Source organism: Spirosoma sordidisoli (assembly GCF_004138325.1).
Lineage (GTDB): Bacteria > Bacteroidota > Bacteroidia > Cytophagales > Spirosomataceae > Spirosoma > Spirosoma sordidisoli.
The window spans coordinates 357,660-382,581 of sequence record NZ_SBLB01000001.1; the positions used below are offsets into that span (position 1 = coordinate 357,660).

A 24,922-nucleotide genomic window follows, 5' to 3' on the forward strand; every position below is an offset into this window, starting at 1 on the left:
AGCATAAGGTACTATGCGATACAAGGTACTTTATTAAATATCTTCGTTTTCCATGATTAATGGTGCTAGAACGGGCTGAACGGCAGACGCTTTTTGTACACAAGTTAAAATGGTATGTATATTTCGATTCATTACCCACCGCTATGCTTCGACCATATGCCCTTACGATGCTTTGCTGGCTAGTTGGCTCAGCTATCTCAGCTCAGTCCTCACCAGCTGGTAATGAGTGGATTACCTACAGTCAATCTTACTACAAAATTCCCATAGTTCAATCGGGTCTGTACCGCATCACGAGCCTGGACCTGCAAAAACGGGGGGTGGTTGTACAGGCCATCGATCCAAAGACCATACAGCTGTTTCATCGGGGAAAAGAGCAGGCCATTCGGGTAGTAGACGAAACCGACGGTCGCTTCGATCCGGACGACTACATCGAGTTTTATGGCCGCGGCAACGATGGTCTGGCCGATTCGGCGCTTTACCGGAGCGACGCTGACCAGCCCGGACCGGCGCAGCCCCATTCGTACTACAGCCTGTTTAGCGACACGACCGCTTATTTTCTGACCTGGCGACCGGGCGGCCCCGCGGGTCGGCGGATGGTTACCGCTACCGACACGGTGGCTTCAGACCTGAACCCGGTCGAGTACCACTGGGCGGAGGAGCTACGCCTGTTTACCGATACCTACCCGGGTTATGCGGCCGGGATACCCCCTAAGATAGAATACAGCCACTACGAGCCGGGCGAAGGGCATACGGGCGTCATTCTGCAGACCCTCCCTTACGTCACCAGTCTGCTGCTGTCCAACGCCTATCGATCGGGTCCGCCCCCCCAGATCGACATCCTGCTGACCGGCCGCGACTACACAGCCCACCGGGTGGAGGGGCGGGTGGGGCCAGCGGCTGGCGCCCAGCGGCTGTTCGGGTCGGCCACTTTTTCTCTCTACGGCAACGCCCACCTCCGCGACACCCTCAGCTGGCAGGACGTCGGTTCCGACAATCAGTTGCTGGTATCGACCGCAGCCGCCGATGGAAACCGCTACTCCCTGTCGTACCTGCGGCTTCGCTATCCGCAGCGGCTCACGGCCAATAACCAGCCGGTTTGTTTGTTTCGGCTGCCGCCCCATTCGGCCGGTCGGTCGCGGCTCGTTGTCCTGGACGTTCCGGCCACGGCCCGCTTTTTCGACATCACAGACCCCAACGTGCCCACGCTGATCCAGCACCGGCAGTCCGGCACCACGGCCCGGCTCATCGTACCCGGCTCCGATCAGGAGCGGATCATTCTTTGCAGTAGCCAGGTCGACCCGATCCCGACCATTCGGCCCGTCACGTTCGTCGACTGGCGCAACCGGCGGCCTACCTATCTGATCGTCACCCACGAAAATCTGATGCAGCCAACGGTCCGTAGTGCCAACGCCGTACGGGCCTATGCCGCTTACCGGGCGTCGGTCGAGGGGGGCGGGTTCGATACGCTGACCGTGACCATGGCGCAGCTGATCGATCAGTACAGCTACGGCGAACGGCACCCCCTGGCCATCCGGCGTTTTGTTGACCAGCTCCTGCGGCAGAGTCGGGCATCCGGCGCGGCACCGCCCGAATTTCTGTTGCTGCTGGGCCGGAGCCGCAGTGCAGCGGGGGTGCGGCACAACCCCGACCAGGCCGGGCTGGACCTGGTCATGACGATGGGGTTCCCCAGCTCGGACGCAGCGCTGACGGCGGGTCTGGACGGTGCCCTCCGCGACGTCCCCCGCCTGCCAACGGGCCGTATCAATGCCGCCACCCCGGACGATGTACTGGCTTACCTGAACAAGGTAATCGAATACGAACAGCTCCCCTCCGATACGCCCTGGCGCAAACAGCTGCTCCACCTCAGCGGAGGCACTTCACCCGACGAATCCAGGTTATTCAGGTCGCTGGTCGATGCCTACGGGCGCCAGGCCACGAGAGCCGCGCTGGGCGCTCGGGTAGCAACCCTAAACAAACAAACCACGGCCCCCACCGAAGACCTCAATATCGCCCCGCAGGTGAACGAAGGCCTTGGTCTGATTACGTTTTTCGGTCACGCGGGCCTGTCGGTGACCGATTTGAATATTGGTTTCTGCTCAGATGATGCGCTGGGTTACCGAAATCGGGGCCGTTACCCGGTTCTGCTGATCAATGGCTGCGCTATCGGCAATTTCTTCTTCGGCCGCCCCACCCTCACCACCGACTGGATACTGACGCCCGAACGGGGAGCCATCGCGGCCATTGCCCAAAGTCACCTCGGTTACGTGAACACCCTCGATCAGTACAGCACCGTGTTTTACGGCCTGCTGACCGATAGCACCTGGCTCGACCGGTCCATCGGGCAGCTTCAGCAGGAAACCATCCGGCGCATTCTGACCCAAACCCCGACCGGTCTGGCCCTGGCCAATGCCCAGCAAATGGTTTTACAGGGCGACCCTGCTATCCGCCCATTCCCGTTTCCCACCCCCGACTATGGGTTCGTGCCAGGTGGACTACGGGTTGAAGGACCGAACGGCGCGGCTTTGACCAGCGCCAGCGATTCGGTCACGATTCGGGTAGTCATCCAGAACACTGGTCGCTATCAGGCCGGCCGGTTGCCGATACGGATACGCCGGTTTATCCAGGGCCGCGAATCGGGCGTGTACAACCTGAGCTGGCCAGGCACCGTTGCCTACCGCGACACCATAAGCCTGACCATTCCGAATGAGCGTACTACCGAAGGCGCCAACCGATTCGACCTGTCGGTGAACCCGGCCGACCGCGCTGATGCGATTCCGGAAGTGAATCGGACCAACAATCAGCTACAGGCCGAGCTACCCGTACCCGGCCAGCTACCCCGGCTTATCTACCCGCCGATGTCGGCGGTTGTGGCCGAGCGGCAAATTCGGCTCATTGCCCAGCCGTTCGGTCAGCCTCAGCAGTTGTATACGGTTGAACTCGACACGAGTGCCCGCTTTACCAGTCCCGGCCGGCTATCCTGGCAGCTCACAGCTGAAAACGGCCTGTCGTTACCGGCTACGCTCACCGGCCCGGCACCGACCCGCTATTTCTGGCGCGTACGGCCCGTCCTGCCAGCGGAGGCTTCCTGGCAGTCGGCACAGTTTACCTACCATCCGGCCGCGGCCGACAAAGGCCTGCCTGAAGGACAGGTCTGGCTATCGACAGCCATAGCGACGAATGACCTGCGCCAGGGCGACAGTGTAGCGATTCCGGTGTCCTTCGCCAACCTCAGTCCGCACCCTTTCCTGGACTCCCTAGTCGTGCAGCAGGTTCTTTACGGGGCCCGTCTCCCCCAGCCCCAACTCAGTCGGTTCCGGATTAAAGCCCCCGCTCCCGGCGATACGACCCGGTTTACGGTGCGCGTACCGACCGTGTCGATACCCGGTCTGAACCGGCTCATGATGACGGTCAACCCCAGCCTGCAAGCCGAGTATTCGCTGCTGAATAATACGCTCGATCTGCCCCTGCCGGTTCAGGCCGATCAACTGGCTCCGCTGCTGGAAGTGGCGTTCGACGGGACCCGGATCAATGAGGGTGCCGTCGTGTCGGCCAATCCCGTGCTGGATATCCTGGTGGCTGATGATAACCGGTCGCTACGCCGGCGCGACACCACCGGCATGGCGCTCTTGCTGCAACGCCCCGGGCAGCTGAGCTGGGAGCGGCTTGGCTGGACAAACGCCCGGATTCAGCCAGCCGGTGCCGATAACGTATTCCGGGTGCGGTACCAGTTGGCGTCTCTGGCTGAAGGCGACTATGGCCTGATCGCTACGGCGCAGGATGCTGTCGGGAACGCGGCTGTACCCTATCGAACGCGGTTTCGGGTGGTACGAACCCCGGCGCTTACCGATTTTACCGCTTACCCCAATCCGTTCCGCGATCAGCTTGTTTTCTCGTTTTCGCTCACAGGCGAAAGCGCTCCAAACGAGGTGCAGCTTGTCATTACGGATCTGATGGGTCGACCGGTCCGGCATCTGCGCAGTAGTACGACCGGCCGCCCGGTCCGGGTTGGACTGAATGAATGGGTATGGGACGGGCGCGCCGACACCGGCGAGGACATGCCGGCGGGTGTGTATCTGTACCGATTGATGATCAACGATGGCTGGGTAGTGCCCGCGCCCCCGCTCCCCCACGGCCGACTGGTACGGGTGCCCTAGCCCGGCTCCAGCGCCCCGGCAGTGGTTAGTCCCAGCACTCCATGAGCAGCAGATCGCCGGTCCGGGCTTCGACACGAACAAAGCCGTCGGCGGCTGCTTCGTTGCTGCTTCCCGTCCGATAGCCGAGGGTCATGGTATCGTTCTGTACGTTGTATTTCAGTCCTTCGGTAGTAATGCCGGTTACCGTCCCGACCGGAACCAGGGAGAGTGGCGTGCCCGCTTCGTACCATTTCTCGAATCGACCCACCAGCGGAAAAATGCGGGAGTGGTCGTCGAGCATGACAATCCGGATCTGGTCTTTGTACCGGACAATATTGGTCATGTTGGTCAGACTATGGTCGGCCCGCCGACCCGTTGCCCAGATGATATTGACAGCCGGATAACCCCGGCCGATCAGGTACTCTATTCCTTTTTCCAGATCGGTTTTATCCTGATCAGGCGTGTGAACCACGTCGAGCGGGTACTGCTGCGCCCGGATGGTTGCCAGGTCGAGATCCCGGTCGAAGTCGCCCAGCAGCACGTCTACTTTAATACCCAGATCGAGCACCCGCCAGATAGCACTGTCGAGCACCACCACCGTTGGACTCCACTCGAGCAGCTGGCCAAGCAGTTCGGGCTGGCAGGCTTCGCCGTTGGCGATCAGCAAAGCCGGCTCCTGCTTGTCACGAACGATATGATGAGACGACATACGAGAATGAACAGCGTGAGAACGACGACGATTTTAGCCCTGTCGGCTACTCTGCAAAGCCCGGTCAATGTCGGAGGGGTCATCTACGGCCTGGCTCTGGTGCACGGTTGTTACCAGTTTGATACAGTACCCCGCTTCCAGCCAGGCCAGCTGCTCCAGCGATTCAGCCTGCTGAAGGGGCATGATGGGCAGAGCGGCAATTTTTTCGAGTATATCGGCCCGGTAGCCATACAGGCCCACATGCCGCTGATACGGGTGGTGCTCGTGCCAGCGCGCCGGATCAACATCACGGAAGAACGGAATCGGCTGACGACTGAAATAGAGCGCTTCCTGTTTCGCGTTCAGGACAATTTTAACCTCGCCCGTACTGTGCAGTATCTCCGCCGACTCGACGGGCGACATCTGGGTGGCCAGCTCTACCGATCCGTCGAGGACAGCCGCCAGCTCATCGATCTGAGCGGGGTTGATAAACGGCTCATCGCCCTGTATATTAACGACGTAATGAGGCCCGGGAGCAGACAGGCTACCCGTCCCGGCCAGTTGCGCATAGGCTTCCTGGCAACGCTGGGTACCGTTTACGTGGTCGGAGTGGGTCATCGCCACCTCGCCACCTGCCTGCCGAACGACTTCGGCAATGCGTTCATCGTCGGTAGCGACGACAACCCGGTCCAGCAACTGGGCCTGCCAGGCCTGCTCGAGCACACGAACAATCATTGGTTTGCCGCCAATATCGGCCAGCGGTTTGCCCGGAAAACGCGTTGAGCCGTACCGGGCCGGAATAATGCCAATTATCATAGAAACAAAGAAATTGGTTTTGCCGAAGCGGGATATGCCCGCTCCGGCAAAACCAGCTACAGCCGCCGGAACAGGTCCTTAAGCAAATCAATGGTTATTACGTCCTGCCAGTGGGGGCCGATGGCGTGCAGCCACATATGCGGCAGGTTATACGACACCTCAGCCATCCGGGTCAGCGTCTCGTCGCTCCACTCGGCCGACAGCCCCTGCGGCAAATCGATCTGGTGGTAAGCCACCATCTGCCTGAACTCCGCTACGCCTTCGGGGTAATAGTCGGCCAGATGATTCATGATCAGACAGTTGGCGTAACAGTGACGGGTACCCAGAATTTTGGACAGGCCGTAACTGAGCGCGTGGCACACCCCCACTTCTGAATAGGTCAGGCTAAGCCCGCCCATAAGCGAAGCGACCATCAGCTTCTCGTCGTTTTCGGGCGTCTGTCCGGACTGATTACCCAGAAATACCTCCCGGCAAAGCTTAAGCGACTGCTCGGCAAAGGCGTGGGAGTAAGCGTTGTTCATACGACCATTTTCCGACTCGATGCAGTGGATATAGGTATCCATACCGGTATAGAACCACCAGTTGCGGGGTACGCTGGCAATCAGGTCCGGATCGAGAATAATCTGGTTGAAAACGGTCCATTCGCACTTAAGGCCCAGCTTCTTAACCGGCCCGGTCAGTACGGCGGTCATGGACACCTCGGCGCCGGTACCCGAAATCGTAGGCACCCCCACATGATAGACACCTGGTTTTTTGATGAGGTTAAGTCCCTGATACAGCGTTGAAGACCCATCATTGGTGAGCATCAGCGACAGCGCCTTGGCAATATCCATGATACTGCCGCCCCCGATCCCGACAACCCCGGACGGCAAGCCGCGCGTGGCCAGAATTTTGTCGCGGAGTTCGTCGATCTGCTGGGTGGTGGGCTCGTGTTCTTCTACACTGATGTAGTAGGTCAGGTCCTCGCTATGTACCGGCACCCGGCTCTCGAGCGATTTCCCTTTGAAATAGTTATCGACCAGGAAAACGAAATAGCCTTCATTCTCGGCCCGGTGGGGAGCCAGAATCTCATCGAGCTGATCGAAGCTACCCCGTCCGAAAACGGTTTTTTCGATGCCTTTGAAATTCTTGTGCGTGGGTCGGGTGGCGGTTGGTACGGTGGTGGTCATGTGGCTTAGGCTTCGATAAGGATGGCTTTACGGATGGCTGTACCCACGTTTTCGGCCAGGGCGGCTACCTCGTCGGTTGTCCAGCTCGCCCGGATACCAAACGAAATAAGCCGCCCGATTACCGACTGAGCGCCGGGCAGATCGAGGCTGTTATAATCCTGGGGAGCGCCAAACTTTTCGATAGGCAGCGCCGACGCCGTCCGCATCTGTTTGATATGATCCCACTGATTGATGAAATGGTACATGTTGGTGAACCAGTAGTTGAATCCACCGACCCCGGCTGCGTTCAGTTCTGCCAGTACCCGCCCGGCCGATTCGGTATCGGGCAGCAGCAGATTGAGGAAGGTAGCCGAGTCGCCATCGGGATCGGGAATGCGCGCAAACGACACGCCCGGAATCGCGCCCAGCGTAGCCATCAGCTGCTTCTTGTGGGCATTGTTCTTCTGGATGATGTCCGGCACCCGACGCGTCTGCACTAGTCCAACGGCGGCATGTAGCTCGCTAATCCGGTAGTTGAAGCCCAGAATCGGGTGCTGTTCCATACCCCGGTTGGTACCGATATGATCGTGGCCATGGTCCGAGAACGAATCGGCATGTTTATAGGCCTGCTCGTCGTTAGTCACCATGACGCCCCCCTCACCTGCCGTGGCAATCTTGAAGAAGTCGAACGAATAGGCGCCGGTTTTGCCCCAGAGGCCCGTCGACACCCCTTTGTAGCTGGCTCCCATGGCCTGACCGGCATCTTCGACCAGCACCAGCTTATGTTCGTTGATAACCGCCATGATAGCCCCCATGTCGGCCATCTGCCCGCACATATGCACCAGGCAAACGCCTTTGGTACGGGGCGTAATGGCCCGGCGGATACTATCGGCACTCAGGCAAAGCGTATCATCGATATCGGCGAAAACGGGCAGAGCGCCCACCATCAGCACGGCCTCTATGGTAGCGATGTACGTAAACGGGGGCACAATCACCTCGTCGCCAGCCCCGATTCCGGCCGCTACCATGGCACAGAGCGCGGCTGTCGATCCGCTCGATACGGCATGGGCGTAGTTGGCCCCCACCAGTTTGGCCACTTCGGCTTCAAACTCGCGGGCCTTGTAGATGTTGTTTCGCTGGGCTTCGTGATTGTAACGAAACAGGATACCCGTTTCGAGGACGTCGTTGATTTCGGTGCGCTCCAGGGCGCCGAAGAATTCCATTCCAGGCATGAGACAGACAATACGTTATCGGCTTGGGGCCAGGGGCCGGAGCCGGTTAATTTTCAGCAAAAGTACGTTTTTTCAACCGTTACCGGTACGTGCTTTTCGCTAGTACCGTATACGCCCCTCCCACCCGATCCACTCCTGAAAGACGGCATCGGCCTCCTGCCGCAGACACTGCTGCATGGGAATTGACCGTTGCTCGCGGGGCTTGTCGATCTCCTCATAGATGAACTGATCATCGAAACCGGCACCGGCCGCGTCGGAGTGAAAGGCACCGTATACGATCCGGCTGGGTCTGGCCCAGTAAATGGCCCCCAGACACATCGGACAGGGCTCGCAGGAGGTGTATAACGTACAGTCGCTGAGCTGAAACGAGCCTAGATTCCGGCAGGCATCCCGGATGGCTTCGACTTCGGCATGGGCGGTCGGGTCGTTGGTCGAGGTAACCCGGTTACAGCCCCGGCCAACAATTTCGCCGTTGCGGACAATGACGCAGCCAAAGGGGCCACCCTGCCCGGTTTTCATCCCCTCACGGGCCATCTGAATAGCCTCGCGCAGAAAATCTTCGTCGGTTTTTAAGGTTCTTGTCGTCATAAACTAGCAGTAAACGCCCGGCCTCCGGTAATTGACCGGCGCCGGACAACAATCGGTTCGGACTAACTTTATCGGATGGGCACGACTACCCCGACGCCCGATGGCCCGGCCGACAGCAGGAGCCGCTCCTGCCGGTCGCCCCGGTTTTTGGCGATAAAATAATTGACCAGATCAAAAGCCAGCAGGAAGCCCCCCTGCACCATGACCGATGCGCCATAGCCCCGCAGCTGGTCGGCTTTGTCCGGCTTTAGGTCACCCCGCTGACGCAGGTAAGCCCCGCCCACCACGTAGGCCACATCCAGCCCCGCGTTGACCAGCAGCAGCTGTTTTAGGTTTTCGTGCTGCCGCACCGCATCGGCCAGCGTTTCGCCCCCGGCGCTGCGTTTGCGCCCGCCCAGCAAGCCCGCGCCCGCAATACCCAGGTTGAACAGATTCCAGTACACATTCATCTGGTGAAAATATCTGGTCTGCCCCGAGGTTTGCCCGGCCGCTATACTGCCCACGGCGATGTTGGCCAGGGCATAACTCCCCAGCGCCAGGCCAAGCGTTTTCTGATGGCGCAGACGCTGTTCGCTGAACTGACGCAGGTCGGTTGTGGCTTCGGCGCGCTGGGCCGACACGGTGTTGCCCAGCAGGACCGACCCGACGGTAAGAAGTACCCGATGAAGTGTGTGCATAGTGGTGTATACCGTTTGGTTTACGCCAACAGAAGCGACCCAAACGGAACTCAATAAACCGCTTCGCAGACCGGATGGTTTAGCGAATCAGCGCGTGGCGGGCTACCAGATCGTTTACGTTGGTCAGCTCCCGAACGTCGGGAACAGTCAGCAGCTGAACGGGCTGCGACTGGAGAATCTGCCGGGGTGACAGCTGTCCGTCGGCTACGGCCCGATCGGCCACCGCAGCAAAGGCCGGCTCGTATATACCCAGCAGCGGCTCGGGTTCCTGCCCCGTTGAGTCGTAAAAAACCGTGGCCAGCCGGGTCGGGTCGCGGTTGGTCAGCAGGGCCTCAACCGAGCGACTCGTCAGCAGGGGCATGTCGCAGGCCACCACCAGCCAGGCCGCCAATGGATCGTGCCGAAACGCCGACAGTATCCCGTTGAGCGGACTGCGGATAGCCAAGGCATCGACGATGAACGGCTGTCCATCATCGGTAAGCGCAGCCGCCTGGTCGGGGTTGACCGACCAGAATACGGCCTGACAGTAGGGACGAAGCAGATCGACCAGGTGTTCGCGCTGTGGCTTCTGGTAGTAAACAAGCTGGGACTTATCCTGCCCCATACGACGGCTTTGTCCCCCGGTCAGGATCAGCCCGTTCAATCCCGTCGTCGGATTAGTCCCGTTTAAAGTCGCGCTTGCCACCGGTTTTCTCGACTAAAAGGGTTTCGCGGATGGTAATATGGTGCGACATCGCCTTGCACATGTCGTAGATCGTCAGCGCAGCCACCGACGCTCCAACCAGCGCTTCCATCTCGACCCCGGTCTTTCCTTCGGTCGACACCAGACACTCGACAATGGCCGCTGACCCCTCGGTCGTGATGGTAAGCTGGCAATTGTCGAGCCCCAGCGAATGGCAGAGCGGAATCAGCTCGTCGGTCCGTTTGGCGGCCATCGTTCCGGCAATAATGGCCGTCTGAAAAACCGGTCCTTTTTTGGTCTGTATGTCGGAGCCAACCAGGTGTTGCATGATGGCATCGCCCAGCTCAACCACGCTGCGGGCGCGGGCCGTCCGGCGCGTCACGGCCTTGGCCCCCACATCGACCATCGCCGGATTACCGTCAGCGTTAATATGCGAAAGAGACATTGATGAATGATGAATGATGAATGATGAATGTAAAAAGCTTTTGCTCATTTTCCAATCTTCATTTTTCACTCTACGCTTTTCGGCATACATTGTCCCCCACAGTTCTGGTTCTCCTATACCCCCTCATTCATCATTTCTCGTTTATCATTTACCATTAAAAACATCATTTCTCGTTCATCATTTATCATTAAAAAAACGTATGCTTTCTGTCAACGACGCGTTTGCGCTTACTCAACAATATCCTTTACCACTGGCCGCTGAAACCGTTTCGTTGACCGAAGCGGGGGGGCGCGTACTGCGCGAAGCCATCCGGGCCGATCGCGATTTCCCACCCTTCGACCGGGTGGCTATGGACGGCATTGCGATCCGGTTTGCCGACTATCAGTCCGGGCAGCGAACCTTCCGGATAGCCGGTCAGCAGCGCGCCGGACAGCCCCCGCTTACGCTGGAGCCCTCGGCTCAGTCGGCAGAAACGGGTTTGTGCCTGGAAGCGATGACCGGCGCCATGCTCCCCATCGGGACCGATACCGTCATTCGGTACGAAGACCTCAGCCTGGCCGATGGCCTGGCCACCATTACCATCGACGATGTGCAACGGGGGCAGCACGTGCACGCCCGGGCTACCGACCGGCGCGCCAACGACGAGCTGCTTCCGGCCGGCACCAGGCTCGGCCCGACCGAACTGGCCGTAGCAGCCTCGGTAGGAGCAGCTACCTTACAAGTGACGGCCCTGCCCCGCATAGCGCTGGTCTCGACCGGCGACGAACTGGTCGACGTTGCCGATGCGCCACTGCCTTACCAGATTCGCCGATCAAACACGTATATGCTCCGGGCTGCGCTGGCCTCTTTTGGGATTACGGCCACCCTGCATCACATCATCGATGATGAGCAGGTGTTGCAGGATCAGCTGGCCCGGCTCCTGGATCAGAACGAGGTGCTGATCCTGAGCGGGGGCGTTTCGGCCGGGAAAGCGGACTTCGTGCCTGCCGTACTGACCCGGCTGGGCGTACAGAAACAGTTTCACAAGATCGAGCAACGCCCGGGTAAGCCGCTCTGGTTCGGCACGATGAACGCCGGTCAGCCGGGTCTGGCCCGCACCGTTTTCGCCCTGCCCGGCAACCCCGTATCAACCATTCTCTGTGCTTACCGCTACGTGCTCCCCTACCTGCGTACATCGCTCGGCTTACCGCCCGAGCCAGCCCGCTACGCGCAGCTCGCCCGACCGTTTACATTCGCGCCGGCCATTACGTATTTCCTGCCCGTACGGCTGGCGAGCGAACCCGACGGTCGACTGCTGGCTCACCCTCTCCCCGGCTCCGGCTCGGCCGACTTTGCCAACCTGATGGAGGCCCGCGCCTTCATGGAACTTCCGGCCGACCGAAGCGAGTTCAGCGCAGGCGAAGCCTTTCGGATATGGTCAACGCTGTAGAAACCTGTATCTTTGTGGTTGAATTACGCCTATGAACGCCACCATTGCCAACGATATTTTCCGGCAGAGTATCCGCGATTATCACCAGACCGACCATGTTGACGCGCCCCTGCTGAACCCCTATCCGGCCAGCGAACTGACCGGACTGCTTTATCGGAAAAACTGGATAGACACCGTACAGTGGCATCTGGAAGATATCATCCGCAGCCCAGCAATCAGCCCCGACGAACTGGTTGCCATCAAGCGCCGGATCGACCAGTCGAACCAGGACCGGACTGATACTGTCGAACTCATCGACTCGTATCTATACGAGCAGTTTCGGGCCATTACCCCCCAGCCAACGGCGCGTATGAACTCCGAAACACCCGCCTGGCTGCTCGATCGGATGTCGATCCTTCAGCTTAAACTGTATCACTTCCGCGAGCAGACCGAACGTCCCGACGTATCGGCCGAGCACCAGCAGAAAGCCCTGGCCAAGCTGGCGGTGCTGATCGAACAGGAAGCCGACCTGGCCCGCTGTTTCGACGAACTGCTGGACGATATTCAGGCCGGTAACCGCTTCATAAAAGTGTACCGGCAGATGAAAATGTACAATGACCCAACGCTCAACCCGGTCCTGTACGGGCAAGCCTGAACGGCTGGTCTGTTGCTGGTTTCACCCCACTCCTAACCGAGCCGCCTGCGCGGTTGAACTCCATTACGCTTGAGACAACACCTGCTTTTGCTTCGTTTTTCGGCAATGGGCGACGTGGCCTTACTGGCTCCGGTCGTGCAGGCGTTTACCCGGCAGTATCCCGACGCCCGGCTGACGCTGGTTACCCGGCCCAGGTTTGCCGTATTTTTCCAGCAGTTTCCCAACCTGGAGGTAGTAGGTGTTGACTTTGACGGTGCCTACCAGGGCTTTGCCGGCCTGCTGCGGCTGTTTACCGAACTCCGGCAGCAGCCGGTCGATCTGGTCGTTGATCTGCATCAGAACCTGCGTTCGATGGTGCTCAAAAGCCTGTTTCGCCTGACGGGGGTATCCGCCGTAACGCTTGACAAAGGCCGCGCCGACAAGAAAGCGCTGACCCGTAAGCACACTAAAATCCGGCGCGCGCTGCCCCATTCGGTAGCGCGGTACGCATACACGTTCCAAAAAGCCGGCCTGACCGTCAGGCCGGATGCCCGGTTTCGGTTTGGGTCATTCGCACCGGCCGAGTCGGAGTTGACAGCGTTTCTGGCTAAGCAGACGCTGATCCCTGAAGCCCCCTGGCTGGGTATTGCTCCTTTTGCCCAGCACCCGCAGAAGATGTGGCCCTTTGATCGGTTCGATCCGCTGCTGGACAAACTACTCACCACCCGTCCGATCCAGATCTTTCTGTTCGGCGGTGGGCTTGCCGAGATCGCGCAGCTGGACGCCCTGCAACGGCGTTTTCCGCAAACTATACGGGTGGCGGGCCAGCTGTCGATGGCGGCCGAACTGGCGCTGATTCAGCAGCTGAACGGTATGGTCTGCATGGACTCGGGAAATATGCACCTGGCTGCGCTGAGTGGGGTGCCGGTGCTGTCGATCTGGGGGGCTACCCATACCGACGCCGGTTTTGGCCCCTGGGGTCAGGGGCCGGAAGCCGTACTTGAGGTTTCTACCGATCAGCTTAGCTGCCGTCCCTGTTCGGTCTTCGGCAACAAACCCTGCTGGCGGGGTGATCTGGCCTGCCTGAACGATATTCCTGCCAGTGCCGTAGCGGAGCGGGTGCTCGGGCTGCTCAGTCGGCCCCACTAACCGGCCGGGCTATTCGAAGTTTTTTTTCTTCTTCTGCAGTTCTTTCACCACAAAGTCGAACGAGATATCGTTCATGCACCGGAAGTGTTTGAGCGGGCAGGTGCCGTTGGTGCCTACGGTACAGGGACGGCAGCTAAGGCCCAGCTTCTCGAGCCGGACGTAGGGCGTACGGTATGGAAACCGCCCAAAACCGGGCATGGTACTGCCCCAGATCGAGTAGACCCGTTTGCCAAACGCAGCCGCAATCTGCATCAGGCCCGTGTCGTGGCTAAAAACAACCCGCGCGCCCTGAATAATGGAAGCCGACTGGTTCAGATTGAATTGCCCACAGGCATTGTAGATCAGCTGATTTCCCAGCGCCCGCGCCACTTCGTCACCAAACACGCGGTCGGCTTTGTCGCCCAGCAGCACGATGGGAAAGTTTATCTTTCGGCATAGCTCCACCATTTTGGCAACGGGCATACGCGCCGTCTGATGCCGCCCGCCAATGGCGTAGGCGACGTAGTTGTGCTGGTGGGAAGCCGGTAACCAGTCGGGCTCGACCTGATCTTTATACGGGATAAAGTAGTCGAGGCCCATTTCGTCGTCCTCAATACCCAACGGAGCCAGTGCCTCAAAATACCGGTCTACCACGTGCTGGGGCGGGATGACGTTGACCTTCCAGCGCTGGTACAGCCACTGCCTCAGCCGAAACGTCCTGACGCTGTAGGAACGAACCATGAGCGCGGCTTTGAGGAAAGCCGTCAGCACATTGTTCTGAAGGTCGACCACCAGATCGAACCGCTCGGCCCGAAGTTGCTGAATCAGCTCGGTTGGGCTCTCGCCAGCGTAGTGCCGCTTATCGATGTATGGATTGTGCTCAACGATGGGCAGGTAAGCCCGTTTGGTGCAGATATGTACTTCAGCATGGTGAATCTGCTGTTTCAGACAACGCACAACCGGCGAAGCCAGTACCATATCGCCAATGGATGCGAACTGCAGAACCAGAATTTTTACCGGGGAAGCCATGCTGATACATTTCCACAAAACTATCGCATTTATTATGCCAGTCCAAACCGTTCAATAGACCCACCAGCGCGGTTTGTTGGGTGTTCGGTAGATGCTGTTTTCGCAGACAACACAGGGCGATAAGGGCGGCACGAATACGGGAGGAGCCAGGTCGGGCGTACCCTGGCCGGCACTCCGGTCCACGTAGAACCCCCGCTCGGATACACCCGTTGCGCCAAAATACCCGAACGCCAGGACAGATGGGTCACTGACGCAGCGGATGTTACCCTGTACCAGCGCCGGTGCCGGATCGAACAGACCGCCCGTATTGCCTACCAGCTGCCGGACGCTCTTCCAGAACGCATAGGCCCCCTGACTGATGGCCTGCTGCTGCACCTCCAAATAATAAGGCGCCGACGAGGTGTAGGGCGCCCGCATGATCAGCTGTTTGCTGATAGCCTGTCCGTTGATGTTCGCATCCGAGCTGGTATTGACGCAGTTATAACATCGCTCTATATCCCAGCACTGGCTGCAGCAGCCTAGTCCGGTATACGACCCGTCGGTTCGGACGGTGCGCTGGCAAACACTGATCGGCTCGTAGTGGGTCCACTCCCAGCGGTAGAAATTACCGGGTGTGGCAGGGTCTTTGGTATCGATGTAGACATCCCACCCCTGCCGGCGGTTGGTGGTTCCGGCAATGGCTTCGTTCCGGTATTCGGTATACACGTTCAGGATGGGTGGCGCGGCCGTCAGCAGTTCCGGCTGCGACTCAAACTGCAAACCAGCCCGGGTCTGAATGGTCAGCTTATACTGTCGACCAGCCACCCCTCTCACCCCGTTTGCCCGGGTCTGGTAAACGCCGGCCGACGTTTCGGTAAGGGTTTCCCGATTGCCGGCGTTATCGGCCAGGGTAACCGTGGCTTTTTCTACGAGCAGGTTTACACTTCGGATGCTGTAATCGGCGGTGCGACTCAACCGAACGGTATAGGGGCCGGGCTGGTCGGTGATCTGCCCTTCTACAATGAGCGCAGGGGGCAGGCTGATGCTGTCAGGCTGGTATTCAGTTACGCAGCCAGCCAGCAACACACCTGACAGGCAGGCCAGCCATACTTGCCGCACAAACGCGATTAGTTGATTCATATCAGACCTAGAAAACCCACCAGCGGGGGGTAACGGAAGTTCGGTAAGGGCTGTTCTCACAGGGAAAACAGGGATCGGGCGGACTACGGAATAGAAGCTGTGGCTGAGCTGGCGGAGCCCCCTGCACGTCGGAGCGGTTGACCCGGAGCGGCACCACCGAAATGCCGGTAGCGCCAAAGTAGCCAAACACGGGTTCGGCCGCGTCGGCGGTGTTTCGGATGTTGCCCTGTACCATGGCCGGAGCCGGGTCGAACAGGCCGCCCGTATTATTCACCAAGCCCCGAACACTCTTCCAGAAGGTATAGGCCCCCTGACTGATGGCCTGCTGCTCAATTTCGAGGTAGTAGGGCTGAGTCGATGTAAACGGCACCCGGGTGATCAACTGCCGGCTCAGCACCTTCCCGTTGATACTCGCATCGGAGTTCACGTTCAGACAGTTGTAGCAGCGTTCAATATCCCAGCAGAACGTACAGCAGTACAAATCATGGTAAGCGTTGGTTCTGGGGTTTTCAACGACCCGCGCGCAGGCACTGACAGGCTCGTAATGGACCCAGTCCCAGCGGTAGAAGTTACCGGAGGTTTCGGGGTCCTGGGTATCGATATAGACATCCCACCCCTGCCGGCGGTTGGCCGTTCCGGCAATGGCTTCGTTCCGGTATTCGGCGTAGGCTTTTAGTATGGGCGGAGCGGACGTGAGCAGCTCCGCGTCGGACTCATAGCGCTTGCCGGCTTTGGTAAGAATGGTCAGCTTATAACGTCGACCGGCCAGGCCACGCAGGCCATTTGCTTTGGTCTGGTAGGTGCCGCCTGCCACTTCGGTCAGGGTTTCCCGGTTGCCCGCATTGTCTTCGATAGTCAGCGTGGCACCCTGTTCGAGCAAGTTGAACCCCTGGTTGCTGTAGTCACCGGTGCGGGTCAGGCGAACGGTATACGGCCCAGGCTGGTCGGTAACCTGTCCTTCTACGACGAGGCCAGGGGGCAGCGAGAGCGTTTCGGGTTGGTATTCGGTTACGCAGCCAGCCAGCAGAAACAGCCAGATACTAACCAGCTGACCGCTCCGTTTTGGTCGGGTGAATCGTGTTCTCATTGGGTTCAGTCAACCCACCAGCGGGGCCTGTTTGGGGTTCGATAGATCGTATTCTCGCAGACGGCACAGGGGTCGGGCGGCACGCGGAAAATAGCCGGGCGCGACACATCGGGCGGCCCCGGCGCATTCCGTCGATTAACCAGGAGCGGCACCACCGTCACCCCCGTCGCGCTGAAGTAGCCGAAAACCGGTTCGGCCGGGTCGCTGATGCAGCGCAGATTTCCATCCGATACCGCCGGTGCCGCGTCGAAGAGGCCACCTACGTTTTGGGTCAGTTGCCGCACACGTTTCCAGAAGTCGTAGGCGCCTTTGCTGATGGCCTGCTGCTCAATCTCGAGGTAATAGGTTTTCCGAGACGTGTAGGGTACCCGCATGATAAACTGTCGACTCAGGGTCTTGCCGTTGATGTTGACATCTGAGTTGACGTTGAGGCAGTTGTAACACCGGTTAATTTCCCAGCAGGGCGTACAGCAGCGCAGGTCATGGTAGGCGCCCGTCCGGACGTCGTCGATAATCGTCGCGCAGGATGCGGTATCCTGGTAGTTGGTCCACTCGTAGCGATAAAAGTTACCGGGCGTTTCGGGGTCTTTGGTATCGATGTAAACATCCCACCCACTCACCTCGCTGCGGGTCAGCGCCAGTGGCTCGGCCCGGTATTCGGCATACGCCCGGGTTATGGGGGGAGCCGCTGTCAGCAGTTCGGCACTGGACTGATATTGTTTTCCGGCCCGGGTGGTGATGGTCAGCGTATACCGCCGGCCGGCCACGCCCTGTAACCCGCCGGGTCGGGTTCGGTAGGTACCACCCGGAGCCTGTTCGAGCAGCGTTTCGCGGTTGCCGGCATCATCGGCCAGGATAACGGTAGCGCCCTCTTCGAGCAAGTTGATACTGCGGATGCTGTAGTCGGCAGTGCGGGTCAGGCGAACGGTGTATGGCCCGGGCTGGTCGGTGACTTGTCCTTCAACGATCAGTTTCGGGCTGGTACTTACCGAGGCTGGCTGGTACTCCCTGATGCAGGAGAATACCAGCGCCAGTACTGCCCACGCCACAACCCATAAGCGGATAGGTGCTTTCATCAGAACCTGAAGTTATAGGTCAGCGACGGGAAAGCCGTAGCGAAAATGGATAGCTTGTAGGCGTCGGAGAACGAGCGGGGATTGAGCCGGTAAAAGATCGAATACGCGTTTTTACGGGCGTACACATTGTAGATTGAAAAGACCCAGCTGCTCTGATTCCGCTTTTTCTTGAGCGGATTCTGCTCGAACGTCATCGAGAAGTCGAGCCGGTGATAATCGGGAATGCGCTGCTGATTGCGGTCGACATAAATCGGCACATACACCCCATTGATCCGGGCGCGAGCATAGGGCTGGGTGATCGGCCGTCCGGTGCTGTAGGTAAAGTTCAGCGACAGGCTGAACCAGGCCGTGGGGCGGTACGTGGCCAGGGCGTTCAGCGTGTGTGGCTTGTCGTAGTTGGCCGGATAAGCCCGGCCACTATTGACCCGTTCAACGGGAAACGGGCTGTCCATGGTCAGGAACGTACGGGCGAAGGTATAGGCCGTAAAGCCCGTCCACCGGCCTTTATTCTTCCGCAGCAGGGCTTCGAACCCGTAGGCTTCACCCCGCCCCTGTACAATCTGGGTTTCAACGGCTTCGGCCAGTTGCAGCTCGGCCCCGTCGCGGTAGTCGATGGCGTTGGCGATGCGCTTGTAATATATCTCCCCCGACGCTTCGATGGCGTTGTCGGCCGTATTTCGGAAATACCCCAGCGACCACTGATCCGCAATCTGAGGCTTGGTATAGACGTCGCTCAGGTGCCAGCGCGAGGTGGGCAGGGCGGCTGTCGTATTGGTCACCTGCTGGATGTACTGCCGAAGCCGGCTGTAGCCCGCCTTGATGGATCGGCCTTCTCCCACCGACCAGCGTAATGACAACCGCGGCTCCAGCCCCCCAGACCGGTGGTAAACCGTGCCAGCCTCGTAGGTCTGGGTCGACGATACCGTTTCATCTTCGCGCGGGCCGTTTTCCAGGTACGTACGCACCGTTGCCGGGCCGCGGTTCAGCAGGGCTGAATAGCGCAGACCCACCAGTACCGACACCGCCGTGTTTACTTTCCACTCGTCCTGTACATAAGCGGCCAGCTCATAGGCCTGTTCGCGGGCCAGATCAACCGGCAGCACGTTGGAAAAAGGGCCGGGGGTTCGGGTGTTGGGCTGCACCAGATAATCGATAGCGCTCAGTCCTGCCTGCCACTGGTGATTGTCGCCGGGCGTATAGGTCAGGTCGGTTTTGATTTGCCGGTGCCAGATGCCCGACCGCAGATCGAACGCGTTGGCCGAGTCGGGCGAAGAGAGGTTGGCCCGGTAGCGGCTCAGAATAACCGAGGTAGCCAGGTTCAGCTGACGGCCGATAAAGTAATTCCAGCGTAGCACCCCGTTGGTGGTCTGGTAATCGAACTGGGTCGAGGATGCATTGATTTCCTGTCCCGAGAGCGAATCCGACGCCAGCTTGAACACGTCGGTGCTCACGTAGCCGGTCAGGGTGATGGTATGCTGCTCGGATGGCTGGAATTTGATTTTGGTGGTGAGGTCGTAAAAGTTGGCTTTGGTGCCGCGCAGGTTGGCCGGCGCCAGCTTGAACAGAAAATCGTTGAACGACGCCCGGGCGGCAGCCAGAAACGACAGCTTTTTTTTGATGATGGGCCCCTCAACGCCGAGCCGGTTCGAAATCAGCCCTATCCCACCGTTCAGGCTCCATTTTTCGGCGTCGGGCTCCTTGATCTTCACGTCCAGGACCGACGACGCCCGGCCGCCGTAGCCAGCCGCAACGCCCCCCCGGTTCAGCGTTACATCCCGCACCACATCCGGGTTGAACACCGAGAAAAAGCCCATCAGGTGGCTGGAGTTGAACACCGGGGCATCATCGAACAGCACCAGGTTCTGATCGGCGCTGCCACCCCGTACGTTGAAGCCGGGAGCCCCCTCGCCCACGGTGGTAACGCCCGGCAGCAGCAGCAGGCTCCGCACCACATCGACTTCACCCATCAGGGGCGGAATTCGACGGATGCTGCGGATACTCAGCTGCGATACGCCGATCTCCACCTTCCTGACGTTGCGGTCGGGGGTTTCGCTCGTGACTACCACCTCCTCCAGATCTTTGGCATCGTCTTCCATGAAGACCTCGCGGAAAAGCAGTTTCTGGAGCGAGATTGTATCGTAGCGCGGCCGGTACCCTACGTGGGTAAACTTGAGTACGTAGTTGCCGGCGGGCATCGTTACCACGTAAAAGCCGTCTTTGGCCGTTACGTAGCCTTTAGATACATTGATAACAACGATATTGACACCCTGAATTGGCTTGCCTGTTTTGGCGTCGCGAACGTAGCCGGTGGCTGAATAGGCGATGGCGTTTTTTTGCTGGGCAACGGCTTCGGTCAACAAACAGGCAAGAACCGACAGAACGTAAAGAAGGCGCATAGAGGAATAGAGGAAACAGGTAGCCGCCCAAAGCGGACGGCTGACCGTTTAGCATGAATAGTAAAGCTAAACTTACCTATTTCTTCCCTATTCCCAACTTTCGATTCTGCAAATAAGTCTGCATATCGTCCAATGACAACGCATTGAAGGTCATTTGCTTGGTTAAACCGCCTTTCCGCCCGACGGCAACGCCATAATGCATATCGAGCAAACCGCTCAGCGTATGCGCATCCGGATTTATACTCAGCATGACGCCCTGCTCCATGGCATAGTCGATCCAGCGCCAGTCTATGTCGAGCCGGTACGGGCTGGCGTTGATTTCGATCACAACCTGATGGGCCGCGCAGGCATCGATAATGGCGCGATGATCGATGGGATACCCCTCCCGCGCCAGGAGCAGTCGGCCGGTCGGGTGGCCCAGAATGGTAGTGTAGGGATTTTCGATGGCGCGCAGCAGCCGCGTGGTGGCTTTTTCGATGGACATGGTCAGCGTCTGGTGAACGCTTGCTACTACATAGTCGAAACTGGCCAGGATTTCGTCGTCATAATCCAGCGATCCGTCGCCCAGGATGTCGGACTCGATGCCTTTAAAAATGCGAAACCCGGTGCCGAAGCCGGCATTGAGCGCGTCGATCTCCGCCTGCTGCGCCCGAACGCGTTCGGCATCAAGTCCGTTGGCGTAGCTGGCCGTTACGGAATGGTCGGCAATGCCGAAATACGTCAGACCCAGCTCGCGGCAGTAGGCCGCCATCTCGGCCACCGACTGCTTGCCGTCTGACCAGGTGCTGTGGTTGTGCAGTGTCCCCCGCAGATCGTCCCAGGTCACGAGTTCGTCGGCACGGTGTCGGGTGGCCCAGCGGAAGGCGAAATCATCTTCGCGCATTTCGGGCACGATATACGGCAGGCCGGCCCGTTCGTAGATAGCCGCTTCCGAAGTATCGGGGCTGGTATAGGCCACCTGAAGCAGCGAAGCGCCCCCACTGCCCACCTGCTGGAGGTGCGGCTCGGCCGCTGACAGGATAAACAGCTGCCGGTCCATCTGATCGGGTGCTACCAGCAGCAGTTCAACCCGTACGTCGAACCCATCGAGCTGGCCCCGCCAGGCAAAGGGCGATGATTCGACCTCGTTCGGCTGGAGGCTGGGTATCCCGTTCAGGGTCAGCATTGCCGATATCGGGTCGCTGGTCTGGATCAGCAGCTGTACCGTATCGATTTCCTGGGCTTTCCGCCGAACCTGCCCGCTCACCTCGACCCGGTCAAAATGCGGGGTCAGTTCATCGAGCAGGAGACCGGCCATCTGGGCCGCCTTGTCCATCCGTACTTTGCCTTTCTGCTCCTGCAGAAACTCCAGCGCAGCCAGAATCTTGTCCTGGGTAGCCTTACCAAAGCCTTTGATGGTAGCCACGCGCCCTTCTTCGCAGGCCTGCTGAAGTTCGCCCAGGCTCACGATGCCCAGTTCGCGCCAGAGCGTACCTATTTTTTTCACCCCCAGTCCTTTGATGCGGAACATATCCAGCACCCCGGCGGGCGTTTGGGCCAGCAGTTCGTCCAGTTCGGTCAGGCGGCCGGTATCAGCAATCTCGCGGATTTTATACGCTACTGATTTTCCGACACCGGGCAGTTTAATAAGTTCGTCGACGGGCAGGTTGGCCAGATCGGCGGTTGATTTGTCAAGGTTGAAAGCCGCCGAGCTAAACGCCCGCGTCCGGAAAGCGTCCTGTTCGTGGAGTTCCATCAGCCGGCCCGTTAGTTCGAGCAGGTCAACGATTTCGGAATTGGTCATTGTATAAGCCGCATTTATGCTGCAAAATAGGCAATTGGTCGGATTTCACGGGTGTGGGCCAATGGCGTCGCCCATCTTTACATCATCAGAAGGCCAGCAGACGCCAGCCTCAGCAACCCTGAAAACCAATCTCTGTCATGACCACCCAATCCGTTTCTCCCCAGCGCGACGATCTTTTATGGAAGCAAGCCAAAAAACGCGTTGGCTTCATCATGCACCTGCGCTCTTACCTGATCGTCAATGCCGGTCTCTGGCTGATCTATCTGGTCACCCACATGGGCTCGTTCAGTCAGCCGGTCTTTCGGGGGTATGGACTGCCCTGGCCGCTGTTTGCCATGATCGGCTGGGGCATTGGGCTCGCTTCTCACTACTTCAGCGTCTATGCCCGGCCCGACGAGCGGGGCATGGTTGAACGGGAGTACGAGAAGCTCCGCAATCAGTCGCGCTGACCGCAGCCGTCTGGGCTAATTCCAGTCGAAAACGGGATAGACACTAAGTTAACCAAACACTTTGCCGCCCCGCGAGTACATGTTTATGAGCCGGGATGAGGACAGGCGAACGAGGGAGCGAAACGCCCGGCTCTACGCCACGTATGCAAACAATACTCCACTCGCCAACGAGCGTGCTGCATCTGACAGCTGCGCTCGTGGCGATGGCGACAGGAACGGGGGTTCTTTTTCTGCCGAAAGGTACCCGCCAGCACCGGCGGCTGGGCCGGGTTTACGTAGTGAGTATGGCCGTGCTCCTGCTGACCGCGTTCCAGATTTATTTTCTGTTCGGCCGGTTCGGAGTCATCCACTGGGGTGCCGTCGGTAGTCTGATTACCCTGTTGATCGGGCTGGTCCCGCTCGCAATCCGATCCGGTATGCCGTCCTGGCTAGGCTGGCATTATGGCGGCATGGGCGCATCCGTAACGAGTCTGTATGCCGCTTTCCTGGTTGAGAGCAGCTACCGGTTTTTTCCACCCACCTGGTTCTGGTACGTTACGATGGGATCGGCCAACGCCGTTTTTCTGATCGGGGCGGTGCTGCTATACCGCTACCGGCGCTTTGATAGCCGGCCAGGGGTCGTAGTTCTCGAGCGTAAAATCGGCAAAGGTGAAGTCAAATACCGACCGTACGTCGGGGTTCAGCCGCATGACCGGCAGCGGACGCGGCTCGCGCGCTAGCTGGGTCTCTACCTGCTCGAGGTGATTCAGATACAGGTGCGTGTCGCCCCCCGTCCAGATAAATTCATGGGCTTCCAGTCCACACTCCTGAGCTACCATCATGGTCAGCAACGCATAGGAGGCAATATTGAAGGGCACACCCAGAAAGACGTCGGCACTGCGCTGGTAGAGCTGGCAGGACAGCTTGTTATCGGCCACATAAAACTGAAACAGGGCGTGGCAGGGCTGCAGAGCCATGTTCGGAATATCGGCCGGATTCCAAGCAGAGACAATGATCCGGCGCGAGTCGGGCGAGTTTTTCAGCTGCCGCAGCACCTCGCTGAGCTGGTCGATCACGCGGCCGTCGGGCGCGCTCCAGCTACGCCACTGTTTTCCGTAAACGGGGCCCAGGTCGCCCTGTTCGTCGGCCCATTCGTCCCAGATACTAACGCCGTTGTCTTTCAGGTATTTGATGTTGGTATCGCCTTTGATGAACCACAGCAATTCGTGGATGATCGACTTCGTATGTACTTTCTTGGTGGTCACCAGCGGAAAGCCCTCCTGCAGGTTGAAGCGCATCTGGTAGCCGAAAACGCTGATGGTACCGGTGCCGGTACGGTCTGTTTTGCGGGTTCCGGTGGCAAGAATATGTCGAAGCAGATCGTGATACTGGCGCATGGGTGATGTTGAAATGAACCCAAAAGTCGGTAGTTACCGGCCGGAAGTCAACAGGCAAATCGCTTTTTTCAGCCGCGCGATCCGGCCGGTGTCAGTGTCCAAGCCGGATGCGCGCCGGTAAGGTCCTAGGATTCAATCTCGAACGAGTAGGTAATGTCCGCAGTAGGCCGGAACTGGGCAGTTGCGGAGCAATACTTATCCATCGACAGGTCGATAGCCCGCTTCACGCGATCGGAATCGAGAGCACCCTTTAACGTATAGGTCAGGTGAATTTTCTGGAAGGGGGCGGGCGTAGCTCCCTTCTGACGAAGCCCGTCGACCGACAGCCGGAATCCGTCGATAACCTGCTTCTGTTTCTGCAGAATCAGGATGACATCGATGGCCGAACAGCCAGCCAGTCCCATCAGCAGCATCTCCATGGGACGGGCCCCGGCATTATGTCCGCCAATGTCGGTCGCTGCGTCAATATGCTGCACAACACCCGACGTACCAACGGCCTCAAAATGAAAGGCATCGTCGACCCGAACGAGTTCTACCTGCATCGTATTAAATTCAGGAACAGTGGCAACCGGTTGTGAATCAAGCATTGTATTTCTTGCGTTTATAGGGTATCGTTTGTACTTTCACAGACTTAAACAAACGGAGTCATGTCCGAAAAATTCACTGACGACCTCTTTAACCTGAAAAACGACCGGCGGCTGAGCGTATACCTCTACCGGGCCGGTTTTGGCTGCTGGCTGTTGTACATCCTGTCAGGTGCCCGTTTCATGCAGTCAGTGAGTATGTACCGAACAGATTTTGGGGTGTTCGCGTTCTTTTTGATGGTCATGGGCCTGTCGGCGTCCATGATCTACGATTACTACCACCATCCGGCCGAATTTGCCCAGAAAAGAAAGTGGCTGGCTATCAGCTATGTGGTACTGGCAGGCCTGATTTACTTCTTTATCCTGCACCACGAGCCGGTCTCGATCGAGCACCTGCTGGGCCGGGGTTTGTTCTAGCAGACGCTCTGCTGCAGCGAGCTGCCG

22 protein-coding genes are annotated in these 24,922 nt (G+C 58.8%); 6 read left to right on the forward strand and 16 right to left on the reverse strand.

Features of this window, described 5'->3' with window-relative positions; translation table 11 throughout:
- Positions 1-143 precede the first annotated feature (143 nt).
- Positions 144-4,154, forward strand: a complete 4,011-nt coding sequence (porU2, locus tag EQG79_RS01810; RefSeq protein ID WP_165358824.1) for a putative type IX secretion system sortase PorU2 — start codon at positions 144-146, stop codon at positions 4,152-4,154.
- 25 nt (positions 4,155-4,179) lie between these two features.
- On the opposite strand, the gene EQG79_RS01815 is transcribed toward porU2, so the two are convergent.
- The 8 genes from EQG79_RS01815 to moaC form a co-directional block, all read right to left on the reverse strand.
- A complete protein-coding gene (locus tag EQG79_RS01815) occupies positions 4,180-4,842 on the reverse strand; it encodes a thiamine diphosphokinase (RefSeq protein ID WP_077920026.1) in 663 nt (220 codons plus the stop codon).
- Positions 4,843-4,875: 33 nt separating this feature from the next.
- Positions 4,876-5,637, reverse strand: a complete 762-nt coding sequence (gene kdsB / locus EQG79_RS01820; RefSeq protein WP_129599512.1) for a 3-deoxy-manno-octulosonate cytidylyltransferase — start codon at positions 5,635-5,637, stop codon at positions 4,876-4,878.
- 56 nt (positions 5,638-5,693) lie between these two features.
- On the reverse strand, positions 5,694-6,806 hold the full coding sequence (locus tag EQG79_RS01825) for an iron-containing alcohol dehydrogenase family protein (RefSeq protein WP_129599515.1): 1,113 nt from the start codon (positions 6,804-6,806) through the stop codon (positions 5,694-5,696).
- A gap of 5 nt (positions 6,807-6,811) precedes the next feature.
- Positions 6,812-8,017, reverse strand: coding sequence for a DegT/DnrJ/EryC1/StrS family aminotransferase (locus EQG79_RS01830; protein ID WP_240699241.1), 1,206 nt, complete (start codon positions 8,015-8,017; stop codon positions 6,812-6,814).
- Between the two features lie 99 nt (positions 8,018-8,116).
- The gene (locus EQG79_RS01835) at positions 8,117-8,605 is read right to left on the reverse strand and encodes a nucleoside deaminase (protein WP_129599518.1); all 489 of its coding nucleotides are present in this window, start codon (positions 8,603-8,605) and stop codon (positions 8,117-8,119) included.
- A gap of 68 nt (positions 8,606-8,673) precedes the next feature.
- Entirely contained in the window at positions 8,674-9,282 is a 609-nt protein-coding gene (locus EQG79_RS01840; RefSeq protein WP_129599521.1) for a DUF6992 family protein, read from the reverse strand.
- A 79-nt stretch (positions 9,283-9,361) separates the two neighbouring features.
- Positions 9,362-9,925: an NTP transferase domain-containing protein gene (locus tag EQG79_RS01845; RefSeq protein ID WP_240699242.1), complete on the reverse strand. Its 564-nt coding sequence runs from the start codon at positions 9,923-9,925 to the stop codon at positions 9,362-9,364.
- 13 nt (positions 9,926-9,938) lie between these two features.
- Positions 9,939-10,409 carry a cyclic pyranopterin monophosphate synthase MoaC gene (gene moaC, locus EQG79_RS01850; protein WP_129599524.1) on the reverse strand — a complete coding sequence of 157 codons (471 nt, stop codon included), beginning with the start codon at positions 10,407-10,409 and terminating at the stop codon, positions 9,939-9,941.
- Positions 10,410-10,608: 199 nt separating this feature from the next.
- On the opposite strand from moaC, the gene EQG79_RS01855 reads away from it, so the two are divergent.
- From EQG79_RS01855 to EQG79_RS01865, 3 genes are all read left to right on the forward strand, one after another.
- Complete coding sequence (locus tag EQG79_RS01855; RefSeq protein WP_129599528.1) at positions 10,609-11,838, forward strand: molybdopterin molybdotransferase MoeA; 1,230 nt, start codon at positions 10,609-10,611, stop codon at positions 11,836-11,838.
- Between the two features lie 31 nt (positions 11,839-11,869).
- Positions 11,870-12,472 carry a DUF4254 domain-containing protein gene (locus EQG79_RS01860; protein WP_077920034.1) on the forward strand — a complete coding sequence of 201 codons (603 nt, stop codon included), beginning with the start codon at positions 11,870-11,872 and terminating at the stop codon, positions 12,470-12,472.
- Between the two features lie 87 nt (positions 12,473-12,559).
- Positions 12,560-13,600 (forward strand): glycosyltransferase family 9 protein, encoded by a 1,041-nt coding sequence (locus EQG79_RS01865; protein ID WP_240699243.1) that lies wholly within the window; start codon positions 12,560-12,562, stop codon positions 13,598-13,600.
- A 9-nt stretch (positions 13,601-13,609) separates the two neighbouring features.
- Here EQG79_RS01865 and EQG79_RS01870 read toward each other — a convergent pair whose 3' ends face one another.
- The 6 genes from EQG79_RS01870 to EQG79_RS01895 form a co-directional block, all read right to left on the reverse strand.
- On the reverse strand, positions 13,610-14,608 hold the full coding sequence (locus tag EQG79_RS01870) for a glycosyltransferase family 9 protein (protein WP_129599533.1): 999 nt from the start codon (positions 14,606-14,608) through the stop codon (positions 13,610-13,612).
- 51 nt (positions 14,609-14,659) lie between these two features.
- The gene (locus EQG79_RS01875; protein ID WP_129599539.1) at positions 14,660-15,727 is read right to left on the reverse strand and encodes a DUF4249 domain-containing protein; all 1,068 of its coding nucleotides are present in this window, start codon (positions 15,725-15,727) and stop codon (positions 14,660-14,662) included.
- A gap of 7 nt (positions 15,728-15,734) precedes the next feature.
- Positions 15,735-16,814, reverse strand: a complete 1,080-nt coding sequence (locus EQG79_RS01880) for a DUF4249 domain-containing protein (protein ID WP_129599546.1) — start codon at positions 16,812-16,814, stop codon at positions 15,735-15,737.
- Positions 16,815-16,819: 5 nt separating this feature from the next.
- Positions 16,820-17,890 (reverse strand): DUF4249 domain-containing protein, encoded by a 1,071-nt coding sequence (locus EQG79_RS01885; RefSeq protein WP_129599551.1) that lies wholly within the window; start codon positions 17,888-17,890, stop codon positions 16,820-16,822.
- Positions 17,890-20,286, reverse strand: a complete 2,397-nt coding sequence (locus EQG79_RS01890) for a TonB-dependent receptor (protein ID WP_077920040.1) — start codon at positions 20,284-20,286, stop codon at positions 17,890-17,892. Before EQG79_RS01890 ends, EQG79_RS01885 begins: the two co-directional genes overlap by 1 nt.
- A gap of 76 nt (positions 20,287-20,362) precedes the next feature.
- Positions 20,363-22,069 carry a helix-hairpin-helix domain-containing protein gene (locus EQG79_RS01895; protein WP_129599557.1) on the reverse strand — a complete coding sequence of 569 codons (1,707 nt, stop codon included), beginning with the start codon at positions 22,067-22,069 and terminating at the stop codon, positions 20,363-20,365.
- A 137-nt stretch (positions 22,070-22,206) separates the two neighbouring features.
- On the opposite strand from EQG79_RS01895, the gene EQG79_RS01900 reads away from it, so the two are divergent.
- Positions 22,207-22,518: a 2TM domain-containing protein gene (locus tag EQG79_RS01900; protein WP_129599561.1), complete on the forward strand. Its 312-nt coding sequence runs from the start codon at positions 22,207-22,209 to the stop codon at positions 22,516-22,518.
- A 581-nt stretch (positions 22,519-23,099) separates the two neighbouring features.
- Here EQG79_RS01900 and EQG79_RS01905 read toward each other — a convergent pair.
- Together EQG79_RS01905 and EQG79_RS01910 are read right to left on the reverse strand one after the other, a co-directional pair.
- Positions 23,100-23,894, reverse strand: a complete 795-nt coding sequence (locus EQG79_RS01905) for a thymidylate synthase (RefSeq protein WP_077920043.1) — start codon at positions 23,892-23,894, stop codon at positions 23,100-23,102.
- Between the two features lie 125 nt (positions 23,895-24,019).
- Positions 24,020-24,481 carry an OsmC family protein gene (locus EQG79_RS01910; protein ID WP_129599565.1) on the reverse strand — a complete coding sequence of 154 codons (462 nt, stop codon included), beginning with the start codon at positions 24,479-24,481 and terminating at the stop codon, positions 24,020-24,022.
- A gap of 60 nt (positions 24,482-24,541) precedes the next feature.
- Between EQG79_RS01910 and EQG79_RS01915 the strand changes: the two genes are divergently transcribed.
- Positions 24,542-24,895 carry a hypothetical protein gene (locus EQG79_RS01915; protein ID WP_077920045.1) on the forward strand — a complete coding sequence of 118 codons (354 nt, stop codon included), beginning with the start codon at positions 24,542-24,544 and terminating at the stop codon, positions 24,893-24,895.
- The last annotated feature ends 27 nt before the right edge of the window (positions 24,896-24,922 follow it).

Excerpts from the sequence above, each read along its gene's own strand:
- porU2 (WP_165358824.1), top strand. The coding sequence starts at position 144 with ATGCTTCGACCATATGCCCTTACGATGCTTTGCTGGCTAGTTGGCTCA.
- EQG79_RS01815 (WP_077920026.1), bottom strand. The coding sequence starts at position 4,842 with ATGTCGTCTCATCATATCGTTCGTGACAAGCAGGAGCCGGCTTTGCTG.
- kdsB (WP_129599512.1), bottom strand. The coding sequence starts at position 5,637 with ATGATAATTGGCATTATTCCGGCCCGGTACGGCTCAACGCGTTTTCCG.
- EQG79_RS01825 (WP_129599515.1), bottom strand. The coding sequence starts at position 6,806 with ATGACCACCACCGTACCAACCGCCACCCGACCCACGCACAAGAATTTC.
- EQG79_RS01830 (WP_240699241.1), bottom strand. The coding sequence starts at position 8,017 with ATGCCTGGAATGGAATTCTTCGGCGCCCTGGAGCGCACCGAAATCAAC.
- EQG79_RS01835 (WP_129599518.1), bottom strand. The coding sequence starts at position 8,605 with ATGACGACAAGAACCTTAAAAACCGACGAAGATTTTCTGCGCGAGGCT.
- EQG79_RS01840 (WP_129599521.1), bottom strand. The coding sequence starts at position 9,282 with ATGCACACACTTCATCGGGTACTTCTTACCGTCGGGTCGGTCCTGCTG.
- moaC (WP_129599524.1), bottom strand. The coding sequence starts at position 10,409 with ATGTCTCTTTCGCATATTAACGCTGACGGTAATCCGGCGATGGTCGAT.
- EQG79_RS01855 (WP_129599528.1), top strand. The coding sequence starts at position 10,609 with ATGCTTTCTGTCAACGACGCGTTTGCGCTTACTCAACAATATCCTTTA.
- EQG79_RS01860 (WP_077920034.1), top strand. The coding sequence starts at position 11,870 with ATGAACGCCACCATTGCCAACGATATTTTCCGGCAGAGTATCCGCGAT.
- EQG79_RS01870 (WP_129599533.1), bottom strand. The coding sequence starts at position 14,608 with ATGGCTTCCCCGGTAAAAATTCTGGTTCTGCAGTTCGCATCCATTGGC.
- EQG79_RS01875 (WP_129599539.1), bottom strand. The coding sequence starts at position 15,727 with ATGAATCAACTAATCGCGTTTGTGCGGCAAGTATGGCTGGCCTGCCTG.
- EQG79_RS01880 (WP_129599546.1), bottom strand. The coding sequence starts at position 16,814 with ATGAGAACACGATTCACCCGACCAAAACGGAGCGGTCAGCTGGTTAGT.
- EQG79_RS01885 (WP_129599551.1), bottom strand. The coding sequence starts at position 17,890 with ATGAAAGCACCTATCCGCTTATGGGTTGTGGCGTGGGCAGTACTGGCG.
- EQG79_RS01890 (WP_077920040.1), bottom strand. The coding sequence starts at position 20,286 with ATGCGCCTTCTTTACGTTCTGTCGGTTCTTGCCTGTTTGTTGACCGAA.
- EQG79_RS01895 (WP_129599557.1), bottom strand. The coding sequence starts at position 22,069 with ATGACCAATTCCGAAATCGTTGACCTGCTCGAACTAACGGGCCGGCTG.
- EQG79_RS01900 (WP_129599561.1), top strand. The coding sequence starts at position 22,207 with ATGACCACCCAATCCGTTTCTCCCCAGCGCGACGATCTTTTATGGAAG.
- EQG79_RS01905 (WP_077920043.1), bottom strand. The coding sequence starts at position 23,894 with ATGCGCCAGTATCACGATCTGCTTCGACATATTCTTGCCACCGGAACC.
- EQG79_RS01910 (WP_129599565.1), bottom strand. The coding sequence starts at position 24,481 with ATGCTTGATTCACAACCGGTTGCCACTGTTCCTGAATTTAATACGATG.
- EQG79_RS01915 (WP_077920045.1), top strand. The coding sequence starts at position 24,542 with ATGTCCGAAAAATTCACTGACGACCTCTTTAACCTGAAAAACGACCGG.